The following is a 22,246-nucleotide window of genomic DNA, read 5'->3' as shown; positions in this document are numbered from 1 at the left end:
AGTAACTGATAATACAATAACTATTCCAGCTGAAGCTTTATCTGGTTTAAATCTTGTTGTAGGAAATTATAATGTAAGTGCTAAATTTTCAAATGGAACTTCATCACTTACTAATGTTTACATAAAAGTAACTGATTCAAACCAAACTCCTAATACACCTGGAGATAGTGAAGACGCTGGAAATACTGAAGATTCTAGCAAACCAAATAACCCTGGAGATAGTGGAGACATTGGAGACGCTGGAAATACTGGAGACTCTAACAAACCAAATAATCCTGATAACAATGGTACTGTAAACCCTCCAGTTGATGATACTATAGATTTTGATATGAATAATTCTAAATTTATAGAAATACCTAATTTTATTCCAAATGGAACTAAAGTAAATTCTATTACTATTAATAACAAAGTTATGCAAGTAATTTATTCTGATGCACCAATAGCTAAGGCTAACCCACAAGAATCTGAACCTGTTGTATATGTAAGTGGTAATAGCATCATTATTCCAGCTGAAACTTTAAAATATATTAATGTAGATGAATCAAATTCTACTCTTAATATAGATGCTTCATTAGATAATGGTAAAACCGTTTCTGGATTAGTAAAATTAAATATTACTGCTTTTGATAACAATACCGATAATAATGACAATAACAACAATACTACTGATACTACTACTAACAATACTACAGATAACAACAATAATAACAACAATAGTGGTACTGTTCCTCCAACTAATACTTCAACAGGCTATGATTCTGAAATAACTAATGGAAATAATTCATATTCAACTTTACCTAATACAGGTGGAAGTTCAATAATGAGTACATTAGGATTATTAGCAACTGTTTCTGGTATTATATTATCAAGAAAAAGAAATAATAAATAATAAGAGGCTGTGATTACAGCCTCTTATTTTGTAAAAAATTATTATAGTAAAATTATATTATTTATATAGTTGTAAATTTATAAATTGTAGTATGGTTATACTCCTCATTTGCTTTTAATAATGAAGTTTCAAAATTCTCGTCATTTATAGCATTGGGAACAAATTGTGTCTCTAAGCATAAGCCACTTCTTCTTTCATAAGCTGTATTATCTTTACCTACTTCTAAGCCATCTAGGAAATTCCCTGTATATAATTGAACTCCTGCAGTTGTTGTATACATTTCCATTGCAATTCCAGAAGTTTCATCAACAACCTTAGCTGATAATACCGATAAATCTCCCTTAGCATTTAATAGCCAGTTATGATCATAACCTTGTCCAAATTCTATTTGCTCATATTTATCATTTATATTTTCTCCTATTGTTTTTAATTCCTTAAAGTTCATAGGAGTGTTTTCTACACTTCTTATTTCTCCTGTTGGAATTGAATATTTATCATTTACAGTAAAATTATCTGCATTAATAAATAACTTTTCATCTAAGATAAGTCCTGAAGAATGTCCTGAAAGATTGAAGTAAGAATGGTTAGTAAGATTTACTACTGTATCTTTATCACTAACAGCCTTATATTCTATCTTTAATTCATTATCATCTGTTAGATAATAGTATACATTTACATTAAGATTTCCAGGATAACCCTCTTCTCCATCTTTGCTTAGGTATGATAATTTTAATATATTATTTTCATTATCAATTATTTCAGAATCCCATATAACTTTATCAAAGCCTTTATTTCCTCCATGAAGATGATTAACTCCGTCATTGGATTCTAAAGTATACTCTTCACCATTAATGGTAAATTTACTATTTTCTATTCTATTTCCACAACGCCCAATTAAAGCACCATGAAACTTTTTGCCATTTTCATAGCCTTGAATATCATCATATCCTAAAACAACGTCTCTAAAATCTCCTTTATTATCTGGAACCTTAATTTCTGTAATAGCTCCGCCATAAGTTATGATTTTCACTTCCGTTTTGTTTTTATTAGTTAAGGTATAACTCTTCACTTCTAAGCCATTTTTTGTTTTTCCAAATAACTGTTCAACTATAGACATATTCTTCCCTCCACTTAATCTCTTTTTTCTTCATAGCATTCTTATACATCCACATATTATATAATAACACTTTAAGGATATTTAAGTAAATATTTACATAACCCTATATATTTTTATACTCCTAAATTTTTACTTCTTTATAAAATATCTTTAACTAAGTTTTTTTCACCTGAAAAAATTACATAAAAAAGGTTACCTAAGTAACCTCTTCTAAATTAATTCTACATTCTTAACTTTTAATTCTTCATTATATAGTGTGCGCTAGTACCCTATAGGTTTATTTCTTTTTCTAATGGTGTTAATCCAGTAAGTTCAACACTTCTTTCATCTGGTTGAGAAATTCCAACAAATAACTTAAACTTCTTACTGTCTAATATTCTTTCACCATTATCATTTACAACTTCAAATTCTCTTCTTCTTAATTCTAAGTTTACAGTTTTACTTTCACCTTTTCTTAAAGATACACGTTTAAATCCAACTAAGCTATGATGTAATACTGCATATTTAGATTCTAAATCTTTTAAGTAGCATTGAAGTACTTCATCAGTATCATATTCACCTACGTTTTTAATATCTATACTTACTCTTACAGTTTCAAAATCATTATTTACTTCTTCTACTTGTAAATTCTTTAATTCTACTTTTGAATAAGTTAAACCATATCCAAATGGATATAATACTTCTGATTCTACATATCTATAAGTTCTTCCCTTCATTGAATAATCAGTAAAGTCTGGAAGGTCCTCTGTATTCTTGTAGAATGTTAATGGTAATTTACCACTTGGTGAAGATTCTCCAAATAATAAATCTGCCACTGCAGTACCACCATGACTTCCTGGATACCAGGCTTGTAATATTGCAGCACATTTATCTTCTAATCCATTAAGTGTAAGGGCACTTCCTGCTCCTAAAACTACTATAACAGGCTTATTAGTATTTAATACACTTTTAAGTAAAATTTGTTGACTCTTTGGTAGATTAAGCCCTTCTTTATCCCCTGCTGCATCACTATTACCTGTATCCCCTTGTTCTCCTTCAATTGTAGAGTCTAAGCCTAAGCATAATACAACTACATCTGATCTTTCTGCTACTGAAATTGCTTCCGCTATTCTGTCATTAGGTTGTGCTAAATTTTCTACTCTGTCTTTATATAAATGACTACCTTCTGAATAGTATACTCTTGTTCCCTTATTAACAGACGCATGTACACCTTCAAGAATAGTTGTATACTTAGATGCAGTACCTGAGTAATTTCCCTTAAGCATAATTTGACTATCTGCATTTGGTCCTATTACAGCAATGGATTTTAATTGTGATTTATCTATTGGTAATATTCCATTATTCTTAAGTAAAACCATTGACTTTCTTGATGCTTCTAAGGAAAGTTCATTATATTCTTCACAATCATTTACTTCATAAGGTATATTATTAAATTCACACTCTTCATCAAACATTCCAAGTCTTATTCTTGTGGCCATTAATCTTTCTGTTGCTATTGTTATATCTTCCTCTGTAATTAGTCCTTCTTTATATGCTAATAATAATTGAAGATAGATATTACCACAGTTTAAATCACAACCATTTTTAAGAGCTAAGGCTGCTGATTCTGTAGCTGTACTTGTTACATTATGATATAAATGGAAATCTGCTATTGCCCAGCAATCTGAAACTACATGTCCTTTAAATTCCCACTTTCCCCTTAATATATCCTTTAATAAAGTCTTACTTCCACAGCAAGGTTCGCCATTTGTACGATTATACGCTCCCATTACAGATTCAACATCTGCTTCTCTTACTGCTGCTTCAAAAGCTGGTAAATAAGTTTCATATAAATCCTTTTGATTTACAACTGCATTAAATTCATGTCTTACTCCTTCTGGACCACTATGAACAGCAAAGTGCTTTGCACAAGCAGCTGTCCTTAAATACTTTCCATCTCCTTGAAGCCCATTAATAAATGCTACTCCAAGTTTAGAAGTTAGATATGGATCTTCTCCATAAGTTTCATGACCACGTCCCCATCTTGGATCTCTAAATATATTAATATTTGGTGACCATAATGTTATCCCTTTATAAATATCTCTATCATCTTTTTTTATATTTTCGTTATACTTTGCACGTGCTTCTGTAGATACTACATTTGCAACCTTTTGTAAAAGCTCTTCATCAAATATAGCCGCTAGTCCAATAGCTTGTGGAAAAATAGTTGCTGTACCAGCTCTAGCTACTCCGTGTAACCCCTCATTCCACCAGTTATATCTTGGAATGTTTAAATGATCTATTGGTGCTGCATTATATGTTAATTGTGAAGCCTTTTCTTGTAATGTCATTTTGGCTACTAATTCTTTTGCTTTTTCTAATGCTTCTTCATGAGTTATTCTTTTATCTCTATTCATAATACACCATCCTTCTAATTTATTTTCTATTAATTTCCTTATGATTTTATGATACCTATTACTATTACATACTAACAAGAAATTAATTATCTATTTATAGACAATATTTATCCTCTTTAATAATTATTCTTATAAAATGTAATTGTTTAACAATTTAATGATTTTAAAGGATGTATTTTTATTTTAATTAATAGCTTAATGCCATAATTGTCTATACTGTAAATCTCCCTTATATAGTAGTTATTTTATTTTAAAAAGTGTAAAATATATAATTGTAGACAAAATTTACTATTAGGAGGATTATTATGTTAACTTATGAATCTTATCATTTTGGCGAAATGAATACTTTTTCTCATTATCATAACTATAACTTTGATTTTCCTAAGCATTTACATAGAAGCTTTGAGCTTGTTTATGTAAAAAGTGGTTCTCTTCAAGTTAGCATTAATAATAGAATATTTGAAGTGAAAGAAGATGAGTGTATTATAATACTTCCCTATGAAATACATTCCTTCTTAACTAATGATTATTCAGATTCATATATTTGCGTATTTTCTCCTGAATATATTAAAACCTTTCATAGTATGGTATATGGAAAATATGTTGATAATCCAGTATTTGCTTTGAATTTTGATTTTAAATCTTCAATTATAGAAAATATATTTAAGAGTAAACCTAATTTAATAGAAATGAAGGCTTATCTATATCTTATTTGCTCTGAAGTATTAAAAAATTCTAACATAATAGAAAATGAAAAAAATGATTATGAATTATTACATAAAACCTTGAACTATATTCAAGACAATTTCAAAAAAGATATATCTTTACAGGATATTGCTAAAAGATTTGGGTATAGTTATACCTATTTATCTAAATACCTTAATAACACCTTAGGTATATCCTTTGTAGAATTTATTAATGAAAATAGAATAAATTATTCAATGTACTTATTGAAAAATACTGATGATACAATAACTGATATTGCTTATGCTTGTGGATATTCAAGTATTAGGTCCTTTAATAGAAATTTTTTAAAAATAACTAACATAACTCCTAAACTGTACAGAAAGAACTTAGATATATTAGAATAATTCCCCTATTTTCCCTTAAATTCTAATGTATAATCTACAATATTTACAAACTTCTTAAAATTTATTTATTGACAATCTTTTTAATTAGGAATAAAATCATATTATAAACTAAATATTCCATTAAGAGGGAGTAGTAAAAAATATAGCATCAACATTCGCGGTCTATAGGCCTGGTGTTATATACCAATTTGGTTACGAGACTTTTAATACAGTTTTTTTTTAATGAAAATTGTATTAAGAGTCTCTTTTTTATATAACTTTGGTATATGCCCAAATTAATCCATATAAAAGGGTTTTCTATAGATCAATAAATTTAATAAAAATTATTCTAATGTTTGGAGGAATTATTCATGAAAAAGTATTTTTCAATGCCCTATGAAGAGGTATTAAAAGAATTTAATGTGTCGAAAAGGGGCTTAGAGGACAAGCAAGTAAGTTCTAATACTGAAAAATTTGGACTTAATCAATTAACAGAAAAGAAAAGACAGACTGTATTACAAGTTTTTCTTAGCCAATTTAAGGATTTATTAGTATTAATATTAATAGCTGCTGCTATTATATCTGCAATGACAGGTAGTCTAGAAAGTACACTCGTTATTTTTGCAGTAATTATACTTAACTCAATTCTTGGAACAGTTCAACATTTTAAAGCAGAACAATCACTAGATAGCTTAAAGGCTTTATCATCTCCTTGTGCTAAGGTGTATAGAAATGGTAAAAAAGTAGAAATACCTTCTAAGGAAATAGTTCCTGGAGATATTTTAATCTTAGAAGCTGGAGATATGATTTCTGCCGATGGTAGAATAATTGAAAATTTCTCACTTCAAGTAAATGAAAGTTCTCTTACTGGAGAATCTGAAAGTGTAAATAAATTTGTTGATGTTATAAAGGAAGAAGATATTGCCCTTGGTGATCAAAAGAATATGGTATTCTCTGGTTCATTAGTTACTTATGGTAGAGCTTTAGTAGTAGTTACTGGTACTGGAATGAATACTGAGATAGGTAAAATTGCTAACTTAATGGAAGAAACTCAAGAAAAGGAAACTCCTCTTCAAGTTAGTTTAGATGATTTTAGTAAAAAACTTGCTATTGGTATATTTGTAGTTTGTATAATAGTATTTGCTCTTAGTCTTTATAGAGGAACTAACCTTTTAGATTCTCTTATGTTTGCTGTAGCTCTTGCTGTTGCTGCTATTCCAGAAGCTTTAAGTTCAATCGTAACAATTGTACTAGCTCTTGGAACACAAAAAATGGCTAAAGAAAATGCTATTGTTAAAAAGCTTAGAGCTGTTGAAGGTTTAGGTTCTGTATCCGTAATATGTTCTGATAAAACTGGAACTTTAACACAAAATAAAATGACAGTAAAGAAAGTATTTCTTGATAATAAATTAATTGATGGTGAAGAATTAGATACTAATGATGAATTAGCTAAGTACTTAATTAATAGTTCAATTTTATGTAATGACTCTACATCAAAAAATGGTGTTGAAATGGGTGATCCAACTGAAGTTGCACTTGTTAAATTAGGACATACATTATCTTTAGATGAATTAGAAATTAGACAAAGTTATGAAAGATTAGGTGAAATACCTTTTGATTCTGATAGAAAACTTATGAGTACTCTTCATAAATTTGATAATAAAGAATTAATGTTTACAAAGGGTGCCTTCGATGTATTGTTAGATAGAATAGTTAAAATTAAAACATCTTCTGGAGTAAGAGATATAACTTATGAAGATAAGCAAAATATAATAAATGCTAATAAGCAATTGTCACAAAGTGGTTTAAGAGTTTTAGCCTTTGCTTACAAAGAATTCGATGCCTCACAAAACTTATCCTTTGATGATGAAAATGATTATACATTTATAGGTCTTATTTCAATGATAGACCCACCAAGAGAAGAATCAGCTGCAGCAGTTAGAGATTGTATAACAGCTGGAATTAAACCTGTAATGATTACTGGAGACCATAAGATTACTGCATCAGCTATAGCAAAACAAATTGGTATCTTAAGAGATGGCGATAGAGCCATTGAAGGTGTAGAGCTTGATAAAATGTCTGATGAAGAATTAAAAGAAAATGTTGAGCATATTTCAGTTTATGCAAGAGTTTCTCCTGAACATAAAATTAGAATAGTTAGAGCCTTCCAAGACAAGAATGAAATTGTTGCTATGACTGGTGATGGCGTTAATGATGCTCCTGCTCTTAAACAAGCTGATATAGGTATTGCAATGGGAATCACAGGAACAGAAGTATCAAAGGATGCTGCATCCGTTATTTTAACAGATGATAACTTTGCTACTATAGTTAAATCAGTAGCTAATGGAAGAAATATTTATAAGAATATTAGAAACTCTATTAAGTTCTTATTATCTGGTAATACTTCTGGTATATTATCAGTACTATATGCATCAATAATGGCTTTACCAATGCCATTCCATGCAGTACATTTATTATTTATTAACTTATTAACAGATAGTTTACCTGCCATAGCAATTGGTATGGAACAATCTAAAAATGACTTATTAAAGGATAAACCAAGAGCTAGAAATGCTTCAATTTTATCTAAAGATTTTATAACTGAGATATTACTTGAAGGTATAGTTATTACTATATTTACTTTACTAGCCTTCTATATGGGATTAAAGACAGATAGTAATGTTGCTTCTACTATGGCTTTTGCAACACTTTGTTTAGCAAGATTATTCCATGGATTTAACTGTAGAGATGATAAATCTATATTCTCTATAGGATTATTTACTAATGTAGCGAGTTGGTTGGCATTTGGCGCAGGTTTAGTATTATTAAACTTAGTTTTATTTGTTCCAGTTCTAAGAAGATTATTTGAAGTAGCTACATTAACTGGTTCACAAGTAGGATATATTTACTTATTTGCATTTATTCCTACTGTAATAGTTCAAATTGTTAAGGTAATAAGAGATGCTATTAATAATAAGAAGTCTTCTAGCATTGATGTTAATGAAGAAGATACTGATATTAGCAATGTTGCTTAAATAAAATTCATTGCATTTTATTAATGAAAAAATTAAAGAATGAAAGAATGTTGAATAAAAATCCTTTCAGATCTTTTATAAGATATTCTATATAATGAATAGGTTTTGCTGTGCAAAACCTCTTCATTTCTTCATTTCTATTTGGAATTCTGGCATTCCTGTAACGTATGGAGCTATTTCATAGTATGGAAAATGTATTATTATCTTATTATCTATAATATAAAAGCTTTGATTTTCTTTAATTCCGTTAAAGCCTTCTTTACCTGTAAAATAATATTCTGGGTGTTTATTTATTTCTTTTGTTATTTCATTGTTAATATAAGTCTCATAATCATATCCTTCTGTGAATAAGTCCTTTAGCATTAGTTGATTTCCTGTATTAGTATCAATGTTATAGGTATTTCTAGTGGTTATTCCATGAGCTCCACCGCTGAATTGATAATAATCTATATAGAAGCTTAATATCTCTGCATTATTAGTTACTGTATATCTACCCATTAACTCATAAGGTATTGTTGGCTTAAAGCTTTCACTGGTATCCTTTGTTTCTTTTATCCAGCTGTTAGTCCAATCTAGGATTTCATTATTAATGTGTTTTTCTTTATTTTCATTACTTAATCCAACTATTTGAGGTATTTCTACATCAATATTTATAAAGTCAGTTTTTTCCTTTATTAATTTATCCACAATATCTGTTTTTTTTACATAATTATCCTCAGCATTTATTAACATAGATTGTGGATAAACACACCAATTATTTATTAATAATACCGTAATTATTAATGCTATATATATTATTTTCATAACTAATTCTCCTAATTATATGCAATTATTTTGAATATTAACAAAAGTCAAATTTATCTCTTCATTATATTATCTACAATGTTGTTAATAATTATTAGGTAGATTTCAACATATTTTTCACAACTTATCCACAAGCAATTGTGGATAGTGTGTGTAACATACATTATTTAACTCTAATTCTTTATAAAACCACTCTTTATTTGTACCTTAATTGTAAATTCCTAAAAATTGTGGATAACTTCAAAGTTTTTGTTTAAACAAACAAAAAATCATAGTGTATTTTGTCACACTATGATTCTAGATTATTTATCTTATATAATTTTATTTATCAGCTTCTTTAGTTTTTACAGAAGTACTTATTAATGAGTTTAATTTTCTAAGCTCTTCTGAAGATAGATTTCTCCAACTACCTATCTTTAAATCCCCTAATTTTATATTCATTATTCTTATTCTATTTAATTTAGTTACAGTGTAACCTAATGCTTCACACATTCTTCTTATTTGTCTATTCATTCCTTGAGTTAGTATAATTCTAAAGGTTCTTTCATTTATTTTATTAACAACACATTTCTTTGTTATAGTACCTAATATTCTAACCCCGCTAGACATAGACTCTATAAATTTATTATCTATAGGTTTATCCACAGTTACTATATATTCTTTTTCATGATTATTCCCAGCTCTTAATATTTTGTTTACTATATCCCCATCATTAGTTAATAAAATTAATCCCTGTGAATCTTTATCTAATCTACCTATAGGGAAAATTCTTTTTTCATGATTTACAAAATCAACTATATTACCTTTTACCTTTTTCTCTGTAGTACAAGTTATCCCAACTGGTTTATTTAAAGCTATATAAACTAATTTTTCTTCTTTTTTTAGAGGCTTTCCATCCACTTTTACATTAGCATCTAAATTTACCTTCATGCCCATTACAGCCTTTATGCCATCAATAGTCACTCTTCCATCTTCTATAAGCTTATCAGCTTCTCTTCTTGAACAATATCCAGTTTCACTTATAAATTTATTAAGCCTAACCTGTGATCCTCTTTCTTTATGTACAATTTTGTATTCATTATTCTTTTGATTCATATTATCACCTTTATGGACTTACCTTATGCTCATCTCCTGAATTATTCAGTTTAACTTGGAGTCCTTTTTCTTCAATAAATTTTTCTGTTTTTTCTAAGGCATTATATTTAAGAGCCTTACCAGTTATAGTAATTACTATTCCTGTATTAGGAACCATTTCATTATTATCAGCATATCTTAATATTTCTCTTATAGAATTATCAATATCAGTGTTAGTTAAATTTAGCTTACCTAGCATATAATTACCTCTTTCAGTTTTAGAATATGCCTGGATAATCTTATCAAACTTATTAACTTCTAAAGTAATTAATGATGTAGTTTCTATTGCAATAGTTTTATCTATTGCTCTGTACTGAAATATACCTATAACAGAAATAATTACAATTATACTAGCAATTATAGAAATTTGAAGCTTATATTTTCTAAAAGTAAAACTTTCGCTACTAATAACGTCTTCTCCTACCCTATTTTCCTTTTTAGATTTAACTTTAATAAACTCACCTTTTGAAGTTAAAATAATAGAATTAGATAATCCCTTAGAAAGTATAATGCCTCTATGCTCTTCTTCCTTATTAATTTGTATAATTTCTTCTGAACTAGGAACTTCAACAGCTTCTTCAATCTGTAAATATTCCTGTAAATACTTATAATTAGGATTTGATAATATAACAACAAAGGTTACTATATATGCTTTCCAAGTTTCATAAAATTCTTTAACAATAGGTGTTCTTTTTAAAAGTCTATTTATAGGAAACTTTTTAGTAGTACTTAAATAATCAAAAAGTTCAACATCTTCTATTATAAAATAAGCAACATTCAATATTTTATTTCTAATTATATAGGATGGCTCATCATGAATTAAATCCTTAATTAATATCTTATAGACTAAAAGTTCTTCTTTTAGTCTATAAATCTCTTCCTCACGTTTTTCAACTACATCATCTAAGGCTAAGCTTGCTAGAGCCTTAGTTGAAAATTTATATTTATCGTATTCAAAGATACCCATTGTCAATACTATCCCCTGCCTTACATGTCTTTACTTTCTACCAAGTTTCCTTTTACTATAACTCTTTCTTTTGCTCCTACTGTGCAAGTAACTAAAGTTATGGTTGCTTCATCAGTATTATCTAAAACATCTACCCTATCAGGTGATACTATAAAGCTCTCAGTTACTTCATACACATATTCCTTTTTATTAGCCTTAACTAATATTTTATCTCCAATTTCTATCTTATATAAATTAACAAATGCCTCTGAATAGTCTGAAACTCTATGACCTGCAACAGAAAAGTTTCCTTTTTCCCCTGGTTTTACTGAACCTTCAAAATGACCTAAATAGTATTGAAGTATATCATCAGCAATACCTTCAACTATTCCTTGAGATAAACCTATACTTGGAATTTCCATTAAAGCAATAGGCTTATATCCATTTATTAAATTTTCTTCTTCTTCCTTTGATAATTCCCTAGGTTCTTCATTTATAACTTGTTCTAATATATTTTGAAGTTCCTTTTGTTTTTTTGATGTATCTATTTTTTTATAAACTATGGACCCAATAATAGATAAACCAACAATGATTAAAATTAATCCTATAACTCGTCTAATCTTTTCTCTCAAATAACACAACTCCTAATAAACTTTTATATTCATTTATCATATATTATATCATAAAGATCTTTAATCATTAATCTTTTAGGAGTAACTTATGAATAGAAAAATTATTTATGTTGACTTTATTTTTAAACGAAAGAAAATCTCTTCTAAGCCTTTGCTATTAATTTATAAACTTAAGATAAATGTTAAGAGACTTTTTAATAACTTATTTAGAATTTATAGTGCTAAAAATACAAATACTGAAAATAATATTAAGCATTATCCCTTTAAAAAAGTACTATAAGCCTTATTAACTTTATAACTTTTATATAAATCCTTGATATTATAATTTCCTATAGAGTAAAATGGTCTTAAATAATAATCTTGGAGGTATAAATATGAGAATAGGATTAGGATATGATGTACACCGACTTGTTGAAGAAAGGGACTTAATAATTGGTGGAGTTAATATTCCCTTTGAAAAAGGATTACTTGGACATTCAGATGCTGATGTATTACTTCATGCAATTATAGATTCCTTACTTGGAGCATCTGCCCTTGGTGACATTGGAACTCTTTTCCCAGACACTGATATAAGGTATAAAGGTATATCTAGTATAAGTCTTCTTAAAGAAGTAGGTAATCTATTAAGTGAAAATGGTTATATAATTAATAATATAGATTCTACTATAATTGCTCAAAGACCTAAAATGGCTCCTTATATAAAGGAAATGCGTGATAACATAGCAAAAGCTTTAAATATTGATATAATGAAGATTAATGTAAAAGCAACTACAGAAGAAGGACTAGGATTTACAGGAACTGGCGAAGGAATTTCTTCACAAAGCATATGCCTGATTACAATGGATAATGCATAATGCGTAATGCACAGTTATTGTGTAAATTCTTCCTTCGTCAGAATTTAGAATAATTAAGGTAAAAGTCCAGTGATTTAAAATCACTGGACTTTTATTTATAACTTTTAATATTCTTAATTAACATTATGAAACTTAAAATAAGAAATGTAACATCTTATTTAAAGCTAATGCAAATTATTAGACTTATAAAGTATTATTTCCTGAAAATATATTTGCTTTACTATTAGAATTATGGAAATAACTCTTAATTATATACTTATTTAAGAAATTAACTTTTAAAGCATCATTCTCATTATCTAAAACTACTTTAGATCCGTTTGTCATACTATTACTTGAATTATCTTTTTTAGTTGATTTTACTTCTAAAAGTTGATAATCCTTTGATATTATCTCTGTTACAGTATATTCTCCTAATGGAACTTCTAATGTTACTGACTCTCCATTTTTAACTTGAAGGTATGTTTCAAACTCTTCGCCTTTTATATGAACAGTAAACTTGTCTTCGTTTTGTATACCTTGAACTTTTTTTTCTATTGTAAGTTCACCAATTTTTTTCTCAGGAACTTTTGCACTTTCACTATCGCTTGTTATTAACTTTCCACTATTAGCTGTTGCTACATTATAGTATTCACTATTTTGTTTTGCATTTTTTGGAACTGCAATTTTATAGCTGTATGTGGCACTTCCATTAGCATTTAAAGTATTTATATGTCCTAGACTCTTATATATCATACCATCTTTAATACTTGCTAGATCTAAATCTTGATGTATTGATGCTTCTAATAGATATATATATGCAGCTTTTATTTCTTCCTCTGTATAATCTTGTGAGTCTAAAACTTTTTTAGTATTATTTAGTGCTCCTTTGAATAATATTCTATGATAGCTATCTTTAAATTCAATAATATCTACAGAACTCACATTGTCATATAAAGCTTGTAAATTATTTTTACTATAATCTACAGCCATCATATCTACTACATCTACATTCATTAGAGGCAATAATCCTGTATTTTTTACTGTTATTGTATATTCTAATTCTGTTCCATATTCTGCTATGTTTGTATTTACTGTTTTTTCAACTTCTAAAGTACTTCCTGTTCCATATAATATTACTTTCTTACATATATTATCACTGTCACCACCAGTAGTTGAAACCCCTATTGCTTCTCTTGCTGCTTCTTTTGATATAAAGTAACCGAAGTATTGATATGGATAATTTTTATTTATATTAATTAATTCTTCTTCAATATCGTTACCTTGTTCTAATACTCTCCAGTCATTAACATATCCAGATATATTATTAGGTGACATATTAAATGGGGATCTTACATATTTCCAAGTATCTATCTGATTCCATAAATCATGTGTTATAGTATTGCTTGAAACATCTCCTTTTCCTAGTAAAGAAAACTCATCTGGTGTCGCTAATTCTACAGCTTGAACACTATTTGCTGATGCTTTTCTAATAATAGGATTTTCATGGGTTGCAAAATATTCTAACTGTGGATAATATCCATCCATAGTTGTCCACGCTTCGCTACCACCAGGGTTCCAATTATTATAAATCATATCCTTTGTTAATAACCCTTCTAATCTACCTACTTGTCCAAAAAAGCTATCATCTGTTCCTAACAATAATTGTAAACCATTTTGCCCAATTACTTCTAGATAATTTGTCCCACCAGTTCCCATTTGGATATCTTGATATAAATTATGCATCTCCTTTGGAACAGAATGTCCTATTGCTGCTACGTGTCTATACATTCCATATCCATCTAGTTGAACTGATGAGTATATATTATAAAATTGGCTACTACCTTCACCTCTACCAGCTATTCCTCCAACATCATGGAATCCACATAAATATCCTGTTGCATAACTACTTATTATATCTCCACCTCTGGCATATCCAACAATTCCACCTAAAAACTCTCCAAATATAATATTTACATTTGCTACTGAACTTATAACTTTAGCTTTACCATTATCCGGAATATATCCAACAATTCCTCCTATAAATTGTCCACCGACATTGTCAGTCTTATTTCCATTTAAATCTAATTCATCTAATTTAACCTCACCTTTTTGATATGAATAAATACCACGATTTTCACCACAGGACTGCATAGAAACTAGAGCCTTTGAAATTGTACCATAATTCTGTCCTGCTATTCCGCCCATATAACTATCTCCAACCATATATAGTCCTATAACTGTAACTTCACTTATAGTTCCATAATTATATGCTGAAACAACCCCCAAATCACTCCCACTTTTAGTAATTTTACCATTACTAACTTCTGTTGAATCTATTACTACATTCTCAAAAATTACATTTTCAACTGTTCCATATAATTTGTATATAAAACCTAAATTACTATGTGTTACGTTTCTTCCATCATTTTTTTCATTTATTGTCATATTTGAAATAGTATGTCCATTACCATTAAATACGCCACTAAAAGTTTCAATAGGATTCCACTTTGAAGTTAATTTTATATCATTTGCTAATTCATAATTCCCTGTTGATTTAATTGCTCTTAACTCTTCTTCTGTAGATATCCTTACTATATCTTCAGCAACTGGTTTTATATCATATATTTCTTCTTGCTTATTATCCTCTTTATTCTCTTCTTTTTCCACAATCTCATTGTTACTATTTTTATTATTATCTACTTCTTTTTCTTCTACATCTTCACTATTGTTAGAAGTATTATTAGCATCATCATCACTAACGCTTGTATCATCATTAAGATTTTCAGTCTTATCTGTTTTATTATTCTCTATTTCACTATTATCTGTTTTATTATTCTCTATTTCACTATTGTCTATTTCACTATTGTCTATTTCACTATTATTTATTTCATTATTTTCTATTTCTTCTTTATCTTCATTTACTTCATCAATTAAATCAATACTTACTACATTATTACTAGTAAGAGCTAGAACATTACTATCTTTCGTAAATACTTTCACAGAAAAAATATAGGTAATAAGTATAATTATAGTTAAAATATTTCTTAGCTTTTTATTCATATAATCACCTTTTAAAATTTAATTCTAAATATAGATATTAATTTCCCCTTTATATTTTTCATATTAATAGCTCCAAAATGACGACTATCTACTGAATCTACATTATTATCTCCAATAACAAAAAATTGATCTTTTTCTAGCTTAATTGGAAATATATCTTTATCTAATGTATCTTCATTATTTAAATCAGCTACTTCTTCTCCATTTACTGTTATTTTAGAATCTACTATATTAATCTCATCACCTTCAATAGCTATAGCTCTTTTTAGTAATAATGTTTTATCCTTAAGTGAAAATACTACAATATCATCTCTTTCAATATTTTTATTAAGTCTATTAAAAAAAATAATATCTTTTGTAGATATTACTGGATACATAGAATTTCCTTCTACTATAGATACGCCAAATATAAGATTAAAGCAGATTAAAATAATTATAATTATAAAAAAGAACTTCTTTAGTATAGTTTTTATACTTTTCCTTACAAGAATTTTAGTATATTCCTTTTCTATCTCTTCTAGTAGTTCTGTTTTATTATTTTTATAATCCTNAAATTATTTTTACACTCTTTCATTATTTATACTTATATTCCCTGAAGTACTTTCTTCAATTATGTTGATAACTTTATCTATATAATTTTTCTTTTCTACTAAATCACTTTTTAGCTGATTGAAAACTGTCATTCTATATTCATTAATTTCCTTTTCCAGAGCATCTTTCTCATTTTTTAATATTGCTATTTCTCTATTAATATTTTCAATTATCTCTTTTCCTTGCTGCTTTGCTGAATTTATTTCATCTTCCTTAGTTCTCTTTATTTCTATCAATAAATCAGTTAATTCATTTTTTTTGCTTCGGTACGCATTTTCAAATTCTTTAATTTTTTCATATTTTAAAGAAATCTCTTTTTTCTCAGCTTCTAAATTTTCAACTTGTTTCTTTAAATAGTTTATATTTTCTTTGTACGCCTTCTCCGACTCTGAATTTTTTCTAATTAAATCCTTTAAAACACTTAATACTGTTTCTTTTTTATAGCCAAAGAAAGATGTTTTAAATTTTATATTTTCCATTATTCACCTACATTATTCTTTAGTTTAATTAACTGTATGTTATAAACTGCTTTTCATTTAATTATTTTTAATTCTTCTTTTACCTAAATAAATATATATACCTATTAATAGTAGTCCTACTCCAACAAAAATACGTATATAGAAACCTTCATCTCCAGTATTAGGTAAATTAATGTCCTGAACATCTTTAACATCTTCAATTATACTTGTTGCAGTAAATACCCACTTTGATGCATCATACTTATTTTTATATTCATTTCCTGTAGTTTTTCCATCTAATTCTACACTTGCTGAAAGAATCTTCTCTTCCCCTGGATATATTATTCCTAAACTTATTTCTTCTGCTAACTTTTTATCTTCACATGCTGAACCTTCATATATAATGTTATCTTCATAGTTGATTCTAAGTTGTAGTTTGCTTAATAGATCATATTCTGAATCTGAATCTATATATGTTCTTTCTGACTTCAGCATAATTTTATAAGGTACATTATAATTATTCTTTAAAATTATTTTTCCATCTACAAAATCTCCAGGCACCATATTTGATGCAGATAAAAAGCTATCATCTGGAATAGTTACTAATCCATTAGCTGCTCCAATTAATTCAACTGTCTTTGTATTATTGTCAAGCCCATAACTTTTTATAGTAAAACTATTTAGAAAAACTATGATTATTATAATATTAAATAGTAATTTTTTCATAATTTTCACCTTATATACATTATAATATATTATAAAAGAGACTATTTATAAGTCTCTTTTATATTAATCTTCATGGTTCTTTTATTTATATAAATCTTTATGGTTTTTTTACATAAACCATTATATTTAATTAATTATCAGCTTCTAAATCTTGATATGTTGATTTTAATGCCTCTGGTGACCAATCCTTATATGCCCCATTTGATGCTTGGATAGATTCTGCTAAAACATCTACATCAAATGCTATGTTCTTAAATTCGTTTGTTGCTGTTCCTAAAAGCTTAACAGATTTTAATAATTCCTTTGTAGATTCATCTGCTGCTAACTTATCTAAGTAGTAATAATATCCTGTTGCTTCATCTAATTTCCACTTCTCTGTTGCAAATTCTGTAGTTCCATTAATATTTTCAGTAAAATAGTTTAATTGTAAATTTGCCTTTAAGCTAGCTATTTTAGTTGAATTTGTAATTTCAGTTTTTTCTCCATCTTCATCAACATCATAGAAAGTTATATCAACCTTAGCTCTGATAAATTGATCATAGCTTGCTGTATTATTTACTTTTACTTCCTTAGTAACTTCTGTTCCTGGCGTAATATTTTTAGCATCATCTTCATCGAATTCTTCTTCTACTTCAATTCCACTGTCTGTATTTGTTGGATCATCAGTTGTTCCTGTTGAAAATTCATTTGTTACTGAATGCTGTGATGTAAACCATGCTAAAGATCCACCTATTGCTCCTATAGCTAATGTTGCTGCTACTAATAATGCTCCAATTTTTTTCTTGTTCATAAATTTTCCTCCTAAAATACCCTTTTATTTATTTATTTTTATTAAAAATATAAATTGGCTAATTAATTATAGTGTTTTATTTATTATCTAATTTTTTATTTTTCTATAATTAGATAAGTCTAAAATAATCATTATGACTATTAAAATTAAAACAATTTTTCATTAATAAAATTTACTATTTTCCCCACTTTTGGGATTGTAAGTGACAATTTTCCAATTAATGTATCTGATGTAATTCTTGTTCTATCTTCTACATTGTTAGCATCACCTTTAGTTATCAACTTCAAACTTTCATCATTTACTACATCTGTAACTCTATGAGTAACTACATTATCACTATTTTCTACTCTAAAGCTTATGATATCTCCAGTTTGTATCTTATCTATTGTGTCTTCCTTTACAATTATGATATCTCCTGGATTTATGGTAGGAACCATACTTCCTGTTAATACTGTAAAGGCTCTATATCCTAATATACTTATTTGTTTATTATTTTTTTTTGCATATATAATAAATATAGAAAATATTATCAATACACCAACTATTAAATAAAATATTGAATCTTTTATTATACTTCCTATACTATTGGTTGATTGTCCATTCAACTTGTCCATCTCCTAAATAATTACTTTCTACGCCAAATACTTCTTTAGTAGCTTCTGTATCTGCATTTACACATTCCATATTGAAAGTTAAATTATAGTCGGCATCCTTATACTCTTCTTTAAATTTTTCTTTAAATTCTACTGCTTCTAAAACTTTTTTTGTACTTTCCTCAGGCTTTAAAATGTAATTGTAATAATACCATCCATCATTTCCTTTGGTCCATTCTGTACTCCACTCTGCTGTCCATATTTTATTAGTAACTTCTTCACCATCTATGATATTGCTTAAATATTTTTCTTCTTCATCATATTGCTTCCAATTTTCTAAGAAGTTAACTCTAATCACTGCATCTGTAGTTCCAGTATTTTTAAATTTAACTTCTTTAATTACTGGATCCTCCCAATCTTTTTCATTCTCTGGGAAATTCTCTACTACTTCACCTGTTACATCAGCAGTGGTGAATTTATTAACTATACTATCTTTACTTGTAAATATAGAAAATGTCTTTCCTACCACATATATGGATGCAAATATAATAGATACAATGGCCATAGTCTTAAATAGGTTTTTCTTACACATTCCCTCACCTCAACCATTTTTTTATTTTATTAACATAAATTACTATTACATATTATAACAATTTTGTTTTTTTTTAATAAAAACATCATAAATTGTCCTTTTTCGTACTTTAATTAACTTTTTGTTTATTATTAGTTTAATTTTTGTATATTTTAAAATTGAATTATGATTTCTAATAAAGTAAAATTAGTTATAAACAAGTATTTATATAGTAAAAATTAAATCTACTATCTCGTAACTATGAAAAAGAGAATAGATTTCTAAAAATTTTTTTAAATGACTTTATTTACTTTAAAGAAGTTAATTATTTTTAATAAAAGGGGCAGGGGTATTTCTTATGTTTAAAATAGCACTAGTAGAAAACGAAAAAATCCATATGAAAGTTAACAGATGTCATGTAGAAATGTGGAGCAAAGAAAATAATATTCCAATTAGTATTAAAGAATTTAATACACCAGAAGAATTCATATTTAAATCTTTTGGAAAAGAAACCTTTGATTTAATATTATTAGATATTAAATTCAAAGGATTATCAGGAATCGAACTAGCTAAATTAATCAGAGAAAATGATACTGAAGTAGGTATTATTTTTGTTACTAGTTCTTTAGAGTATTCTTTGGAAGGTTATCAGGTAAATGCTACAAACTATTTAATAAAACCTATTAATAAGGAAAATTTATATACAAGTCTTAATACTGCCTTTAATAATTTTAAAATGTATAAAAAGATTGCTAATAGTATTTTAATTAAAGAGTCAGAAAATATAGTTAGACTTAACTTAAATGATATAATTTATTGTGAATCCTCAGAACATTATGTATATATGCATACTAAAAAGAAATTTTATAAGATAAAAAAGAAAATCTCAGATTTAGAAAAGGAAATTAAAAAATCTTACTTTGTACGTTGTCATAGATCTTTTATTGTTAATATAAATTTTATAAAATCAATATGTAATCAAAATGTTATATTAACTAACGATACTATTATTCCAATAAGTAAAAGTAAAAGAACCTGTTTTAAAAAATTATACTTCAAGTGTTTCTAAAATATATAATTAAAAAGGTGCTATGAAAGCAAATCTAAATTAAAAATGTAGAATTTTAATTCTTCACTTTTTAATTTTTCATTGCTCCATAGCACCTTTAGGTTATATTTTAATTTTACAATAGCCTTATTTATTTCTCCAATGAATGTATATAGATATTATAGCACAAATTCCCATAAGGTAGGGATAAAATAAAAATTTCATTATGGCAATTGGTGAAATCATAGCTAGAGCTGCTGCTGAAATTAGTTGTGCTCCATAAGGGATAATGCCTTGGAATACACAAGAAAACATATCAAGAATTCCTGCAACTCTCTTTGGTTCTAAATCATATTTATTGGAGATATCTTTAGCAATAGGTCCAACAGTAACTATTGCAACTGTGTTATTAGCTGTACAAATATCAACTAAGCTTACTAAAGTTGCAATTCCGTATTCTGCTCCTCTTTTGCTTTTAAAGTTTTTAAGTCCTTTATTTAATATGAAGTCTATTCCTCCATTATGCTTAATTATCTCTATAGTTCCTGCTATAAGTAATGATATTATTATAAGCTCACTCATACTGCTTATCCCTGTTGAGATAGAGTTGAAAAATCCTAAAATATCAAAGCTTCCATAGATAAATCCTATTATCCCCGAAGATAATATACCAAGTAATAGAACTAATATAACATCTACTCCTAAAAGAGCTGTTATTATTACCATTATGTAAGGAACTATTTTTATTAAGCTATAACTTAGAGCTTCCATTGTAATGGTATTTGAATCTCTTGTTAAAATCATAAATATTAATGCAGTAAGTATTGCTGCTGGCAAAACTATTATAAAGTTCATCCTAAACTTATCTTTCATTTCACAGCCTTGTGTTCTAGTTGCAGCTATTGTAGTATCTGATATTATTGAAAGATTATCTCCAAACATAGCTCCACTTACAATTGCTCCTACTGCTAAAGCACTTTCTATTCCTGTCTTTGAAGCAATTCCAACTGCTATTGGAACTAAAGCTACTATTGTTCCCATTGAAGTTCCTATAGATACTGCTATGAAACAGCTTATAATAAACATCCCTGGTATTAATAGGCTGCTAGGAAGTAAAGAAAGTCCTAAATTTACTGTTGAGTCTACAGCTCCCATATCTTTAGCTACTTGTGCAAAGGCTCCTGCTAATATAAATATAATTACCATTAAAATAATATTAGAATTTCCTGCTCCCTTACAAAAAACCTCTACTTTATTTTGGAACTTTTCTTTTCTGTTCATTAGTAGAGTTGTTAATGCTGCTGCTAAAAATGGTACTACTGTTGAAACTGCATAAAAATCCCTTGCTAATATGGAACTTCCTAAATAAACTACTAAAAATACTGCTAAGGGAATTAAAGCTAAACCATTACCCTTGTTATTCAATATTTCTTCCTCCTTTGTTTATATTTAAACAAAAAAAATAAAAGGGATTAATAAATTAATCCCTCTTTGTTGGTGCGTTATCAGGGGATCGAACCCGGGACACCCTGATTAAGAGTCAGGTGCTCTAC

20 protein-coding genes are annotated in these 22,246 nt (G+C 27.7%); 6 read left to right on the top strand and 14 right to left on the bottom strand.

The genetic code is table 11. The features are described from left to right. A partial coding sequence (locus HUJ77_RS07845) for an LPXTG cell wall anchor domain-containing protein (protein ID WP_291708026.1) occupies positions 1–889 on the top strand: 889 nt, incomplete at its 5' end. 61 nt (positions 890–950) lie between these two features. Here HUJ77_RS07845 and HUJ77_RS07840 read toward each other — a convergent pair. Both HUJ77_RS07840 and HUJ77_RS07835 read right to left on the bottom strand, forming a co-directional pair. Further along, complete coding sequence (locus HUJ77_RS07840; protein WP_291708025.1) at positions 951–2,006, bottom strand: aldose epimerase family protein; 1,056 nt, start codon at positions 2,004–2,006, stop codon at positions 951–953. Between the two features lie 269 nt (positions 2,007–2,275). Continuing rightward, on the bottom strand, positions 2,276–4,402 hold the full coding sequence (locus HUJ77_RS07835) for a glycoside hydrolase family 3 C-terminal domain-containing protein (protein ID WP_291708024.1): 2,127 nt from the start codon (positions 4,400–4,402) through the stop codon (positions 2,276–2,278). 305 nt (positions 4,403–4,707) lie between these two features. Here HUJ77_RS07835 and HUJ77_RS07830 point away from each other — a divergent pair, with 305 nt between their 5' ends. Beyond that, positions 4,708–5,493, top strand: coding sequence for an AraC family transcriptional regulator (locus HUJ77_RS07830; protein ID WP_291708023.1), 786 nt, complete (start codon positions 4,708–4,710; stop codon positions 5,491–5,493). Between the two features lie 350 nt (positions 5,494–5,843). Continuing rightward, positions 5,844–8,507: a cation-translocating P-type ATPase gene (locus HUJ77_RS07825; protein ID WP_291708022.1), complete on the top strand. Its 2,664-nt coding sequence runs from the start codon at positions 5,844–5,846 to the stop codon at positions 8,505–8,507. Positions 8,508–8,630: 123 nt separating this feature from the next. Here the strand turns inward: HUJ77_RS07825 and HUJ77_RS07820 are convergent, their stop codons facing one another. From HUJ77_RS07820 to HUJ77_RS07805, 4 genes are all read right to left on the bottom strand, one after another. Continuing rightward, on the bottom strand, positions 8,631–9,311 hold the full coding sequence (locus tag HUJ77_RS07820) for a DUF3298 and DUF4163 domain-containing protein (protein WP_291708021.1): 681 nt from the start codon (positions 9,309–9,311) through the stop codon (positions 8,631–8,633). Between the two features lie 321 nt (positions 9,312–9,632). Then, entirely contained in the window at positions 9,633–10,406 is a 774-nt protein-coding gene (gene rluF / locus HUJ77_RS07815) for a 23S rRNA pseudouridine(2604) synthase RluF (protein WP_291708020.1), read from the bottom strand. 10 nt (positions 10,407–10,416) lie between these two features. Further along, the gene (locus HUJ77_RS07810; RefSeq protein WP_291708019.1) at positions 10,417–11,412 is read right to left on the bottom strand and encodes an anti-sigma factor domain-containing protein; all 996 of its coding nucleotides are present in this window, start codon (positions 11,410–11,412) and stop codon (positions 10,417–10,419) included. Between the two features lie 20 nt (positions 11,413–11,432). After that, entirely contained in the window at positions 11,433–12,023 is a 591-nt protein-coding gene (locus HUJ77_RS07805; RefSeq protein ID WP_291708018.1) for a class D sortase, read from the bottom strand. Positions 12,024–12,111: 88 nt separating this feature from the next. Between HUJ77_RS07805 and HUJ77_RS07800 the strand changes: the two genes are divergently transcribed. Continuing rightward, positions 12,112–12,303 carry a hypothetical protein gene (locus HUJ77_RS07800; RefSeq protein ID WP_291708017.1) on the top strand — a complete coding sequence of 64 codons (192 nt, stop codon included), beginning with the start codon at positions 12,112–12,114 and terminating at the stop codon, positions 12,301–12,303. 94 nt (positions 12,304–12,397) lie between these two features. Next, complete coding sequence (ispF, locus tag HUJ77_RS07795; protein WP_291708016.1) at positions 12,398–12,877, top strand: 2-C-methyl-D-erythritol 2,4-cyclodiphosphate synthase; 480 nt, start codon at positions 12,398–12,400, stop codon at positions 12,875–12,877. A gap of 183 nt (positions 12,878–13,060) precedes the next feature. Here ispF and HUJ77_RS07790 read toward each other — a convergent pair whose 3' ends face one another. The 7 genes from HUJ77_RS07790 to HUJ77_RS07760 form a co-directional block, all read right to left on the bottom strand. Then, positions 13,061–15,916 (bottom strand): hypothetical protein, encoded by a 2,856-nt coding sequence (locus tag HUJ77_RS07790; RefSeq protein WP_291708015.1) that lies wholly within the window; start codon positions 15,914–15,916, stop codon positions 13,061–13,063. 11 nt (positions 15,917–15,927) lie between these two features. Next, positions 15,928–16,380 (bottom strand): signal peptidase I, encoded by a 453-nt coding sequence (gene lepB, locus HUJ77_RS07785; protein ID WP_291708047.1) that lies wholly within the window; start codon positions 16,378–16,380, stop codon positions 15,928–15,930. Between the two features lie 96 nt (positions 16,381–16,476). Then, positions 16,477–16,986, bottom strand: coding sequence for a hypothetical protein (locus HUJ77_RS07780; RefSeq protein ID WP_291708014.1), 510 nt, complete (start codon positions 16,984–16,986; stop codon positions 16,477–16,479). A gap of 57 nt (positions 16,987–17,043) precedes the next feature. Further along, entirely contained in the window at positions 17,044–17,691 is a 648-nt protein-coding gene (locus tag HUJ77_RS07775; RefSeq protein WP_291708013.1) for an LPXTG cell wall anchor domain-containing protein, read from the bottom strand. Between the two features lie 130 nt (positions 17,692–17,821). Continuing rightward, entirely contained in the window at positions 17,822–18,481 is a 660-nt protein-coding gene (locus HUJ77_RS07770) for a BsaA family SipW-dependent biofilm matrix protein (protein ID WP_291708012.1), read from the bottom strand. A 146-nt stretch (positions 18,482–18,627) separates the two neighbouring features. After that, positions 18,628–19,086 carry a signal peptidase I gene (locus tag HUJ77_RS07765; RefSeq protein WP_291708011.1) on the bottom strand — a complete coding sequence of 153 codons (459 nt, stop codon included), beginning with the start codon at positions 19,084–19,086 and terminating at the stop codon, positions 18,628–18,630. Next, the gene (locus tag HUJ77_RS07760) at positions 19,064–19,666 is read right to left on the bottom strand and encodes a BsaA family SipW-dependent biofilm matrix protein (RefSeq protein ID WP_291708010.1); all 603 of its coding nucleotides are present in this window, start codon (positions 19,664–19,666) and stop codon (positions 19,064–19,066) included. The genes HUJ77_RS07765 and HUJ77_RS07760 overlap by 23 nt, the downstream gene beginning before the upstream one ends. A gap of 337 nt (positions 19,667–20,003) precedes the next feature. On the opposite strand from HUJ77_RS07760, the gene HUJ77_RS07755 reads away from it, so the two are divergent. Next, positions 20,004–20,714 (top strand): LytTR family DNA-binding domain-containing protein, encoded by a 711-nt coding sequence (locus tag HUJ77_RS07755; protein ID WP_291708009.1) that lies wholly within the window; start codon positions 20,004–20,006, stop codon positions 20,712–20,714. Between the two features lie 126 nt (positions 20,715–20,840). Here HUJ77_RS07755 and HUJ77_RS07750 read toward each other — a convergent pair whose 3' ends face one another. After that, entirely contained in the window at positions 20,841–22,118 is a 1,278-nt protein-coding gene (locus tag HUJ77_RS07750) for a Na+/H+ antiporter NhaC family protein (protein WP_291708008.1), read from the bottom strand. Positions 22,119–22,246: the final 128 nt, after the last annotated feature.

The organism is Clostridium sp., assembly GCF_021443865.1.
Taxonomy (GTDB): Bacteria; Bacillota; Clostridia; order Clostridiales; family Clostridiaceae; genus Clostridium.
Note: the sequence above shows the minus strand (reverse complement) of the source record. Positions and strands in the feature narration are given on the sequence as shown.

Excerpts from the sequence above, each read along its gene's own strand:
- HUJ77_RS07825 (WP_291708022.1), top strand. The coding sequence starts at position 5,844 with ATGAAAAAGTATTTTTCAATGCCCTATGAAGAGGTATTAAAAGAATTT.
- HUJ77_RS07790 (WP_291708015.1), bottom strand. The coding sequence starts at position 15,916 with ATGAATAAAAAGCTAAGAAATATTTTAACTATAATTATACTTATTACC.
- HUJ77_RS07775 (WP_291708013.1), bottom strand. The coding sequence starts at position 17,691 with ATGAAAAAATTACTATTTAATATTATAATAATCATAGTTTTTCTAAAT.
- HUJ77_RS07800 (WP_291708017.1), top strand. The coding sequence starts at position 12,112 with ATGAATAGAAAAATTATTTATGTTGACTTTATTTTTAAACGAAAGAAA.
- HUJ77_RS07755 (WP_291708009.1), top strand. The coding sequence starts at position 20,004 with ATGTTTAAAATAGCACTAGTAGAAAACGAAAAAATCCATATGAAAGTT.
- HUJ77_RS07810 (WP_291708019.1), bottom strand. The coding sequence starts at position 11,412 with ATGGGTATCTTTGAATACGATAAATATAAATTTTCAACTAAGGCTCTA.
- HUJ77_RS07820 (WP_291708021.1), bottom strand. The coding sequence starts at position 9,311 with ATGAAAATAATATATATAGCATTAATAATTACGGTATTATTAATAAAT.
- HUJ77_RS07835 (WP_291708024.1), bottom strand. The coding sequence starts at position 4,402 with ATGAATAGAGATAAAAGAATAACTCATGAAGAAGCATTAGAAAAAGCA.
- HUJ77_RS07770 (WP_291708012.1), bottom strand. The coding sequence starts at position 18,481 with ATGAACAAGAAAAAAATTGGAGCATTATTAGTAGCAGCAACATTAGCT.
- HUJ77_RS07830 (WP_291708023.1), top strand. The coding sequence starts at position 4,708 with ATGTTAACTTATGAATCTTATCATTTTGGCGAAATGAATACTTTTTCT.
- HUJ77_RS07840 (WP_291708025.1), bottom strand. The coding sequence starts at position 2,006 with ATGTCTATAGTTGAACAGTTATTTGGAAAAACAAAAAATGGCTTAGAA.
- ispF (WP_291708016.1), top strand. The coding sequence starts at position 12,398 with ATGAGAATAGGATTAGGATATGATGTACACCGACTTGTTGAAGAAAGG.
- HUJ77_RS07780 (WP_291708014.1), bottom strand. The coding sequence starts at position 16,986 with ATGGAAAATATAAAATTTAAAACATCTTTCTTTGGCTATAAAAAAGAA.
- HUJ77_RS07760 (WP_291708010.1), bottom strand. The coding sequence starts at position 19,666 with ATGTGTAAGAAAAACCTATTTAAGACTATGGCCATTGTATCTATTATA.
- rluF (WP_291708020.1), bottom strand. The coding sequence starts at position 10,406 with ATGAATCAAAAGAATAATGAATACAAAATTGTACATAAAGAAAGAGGA.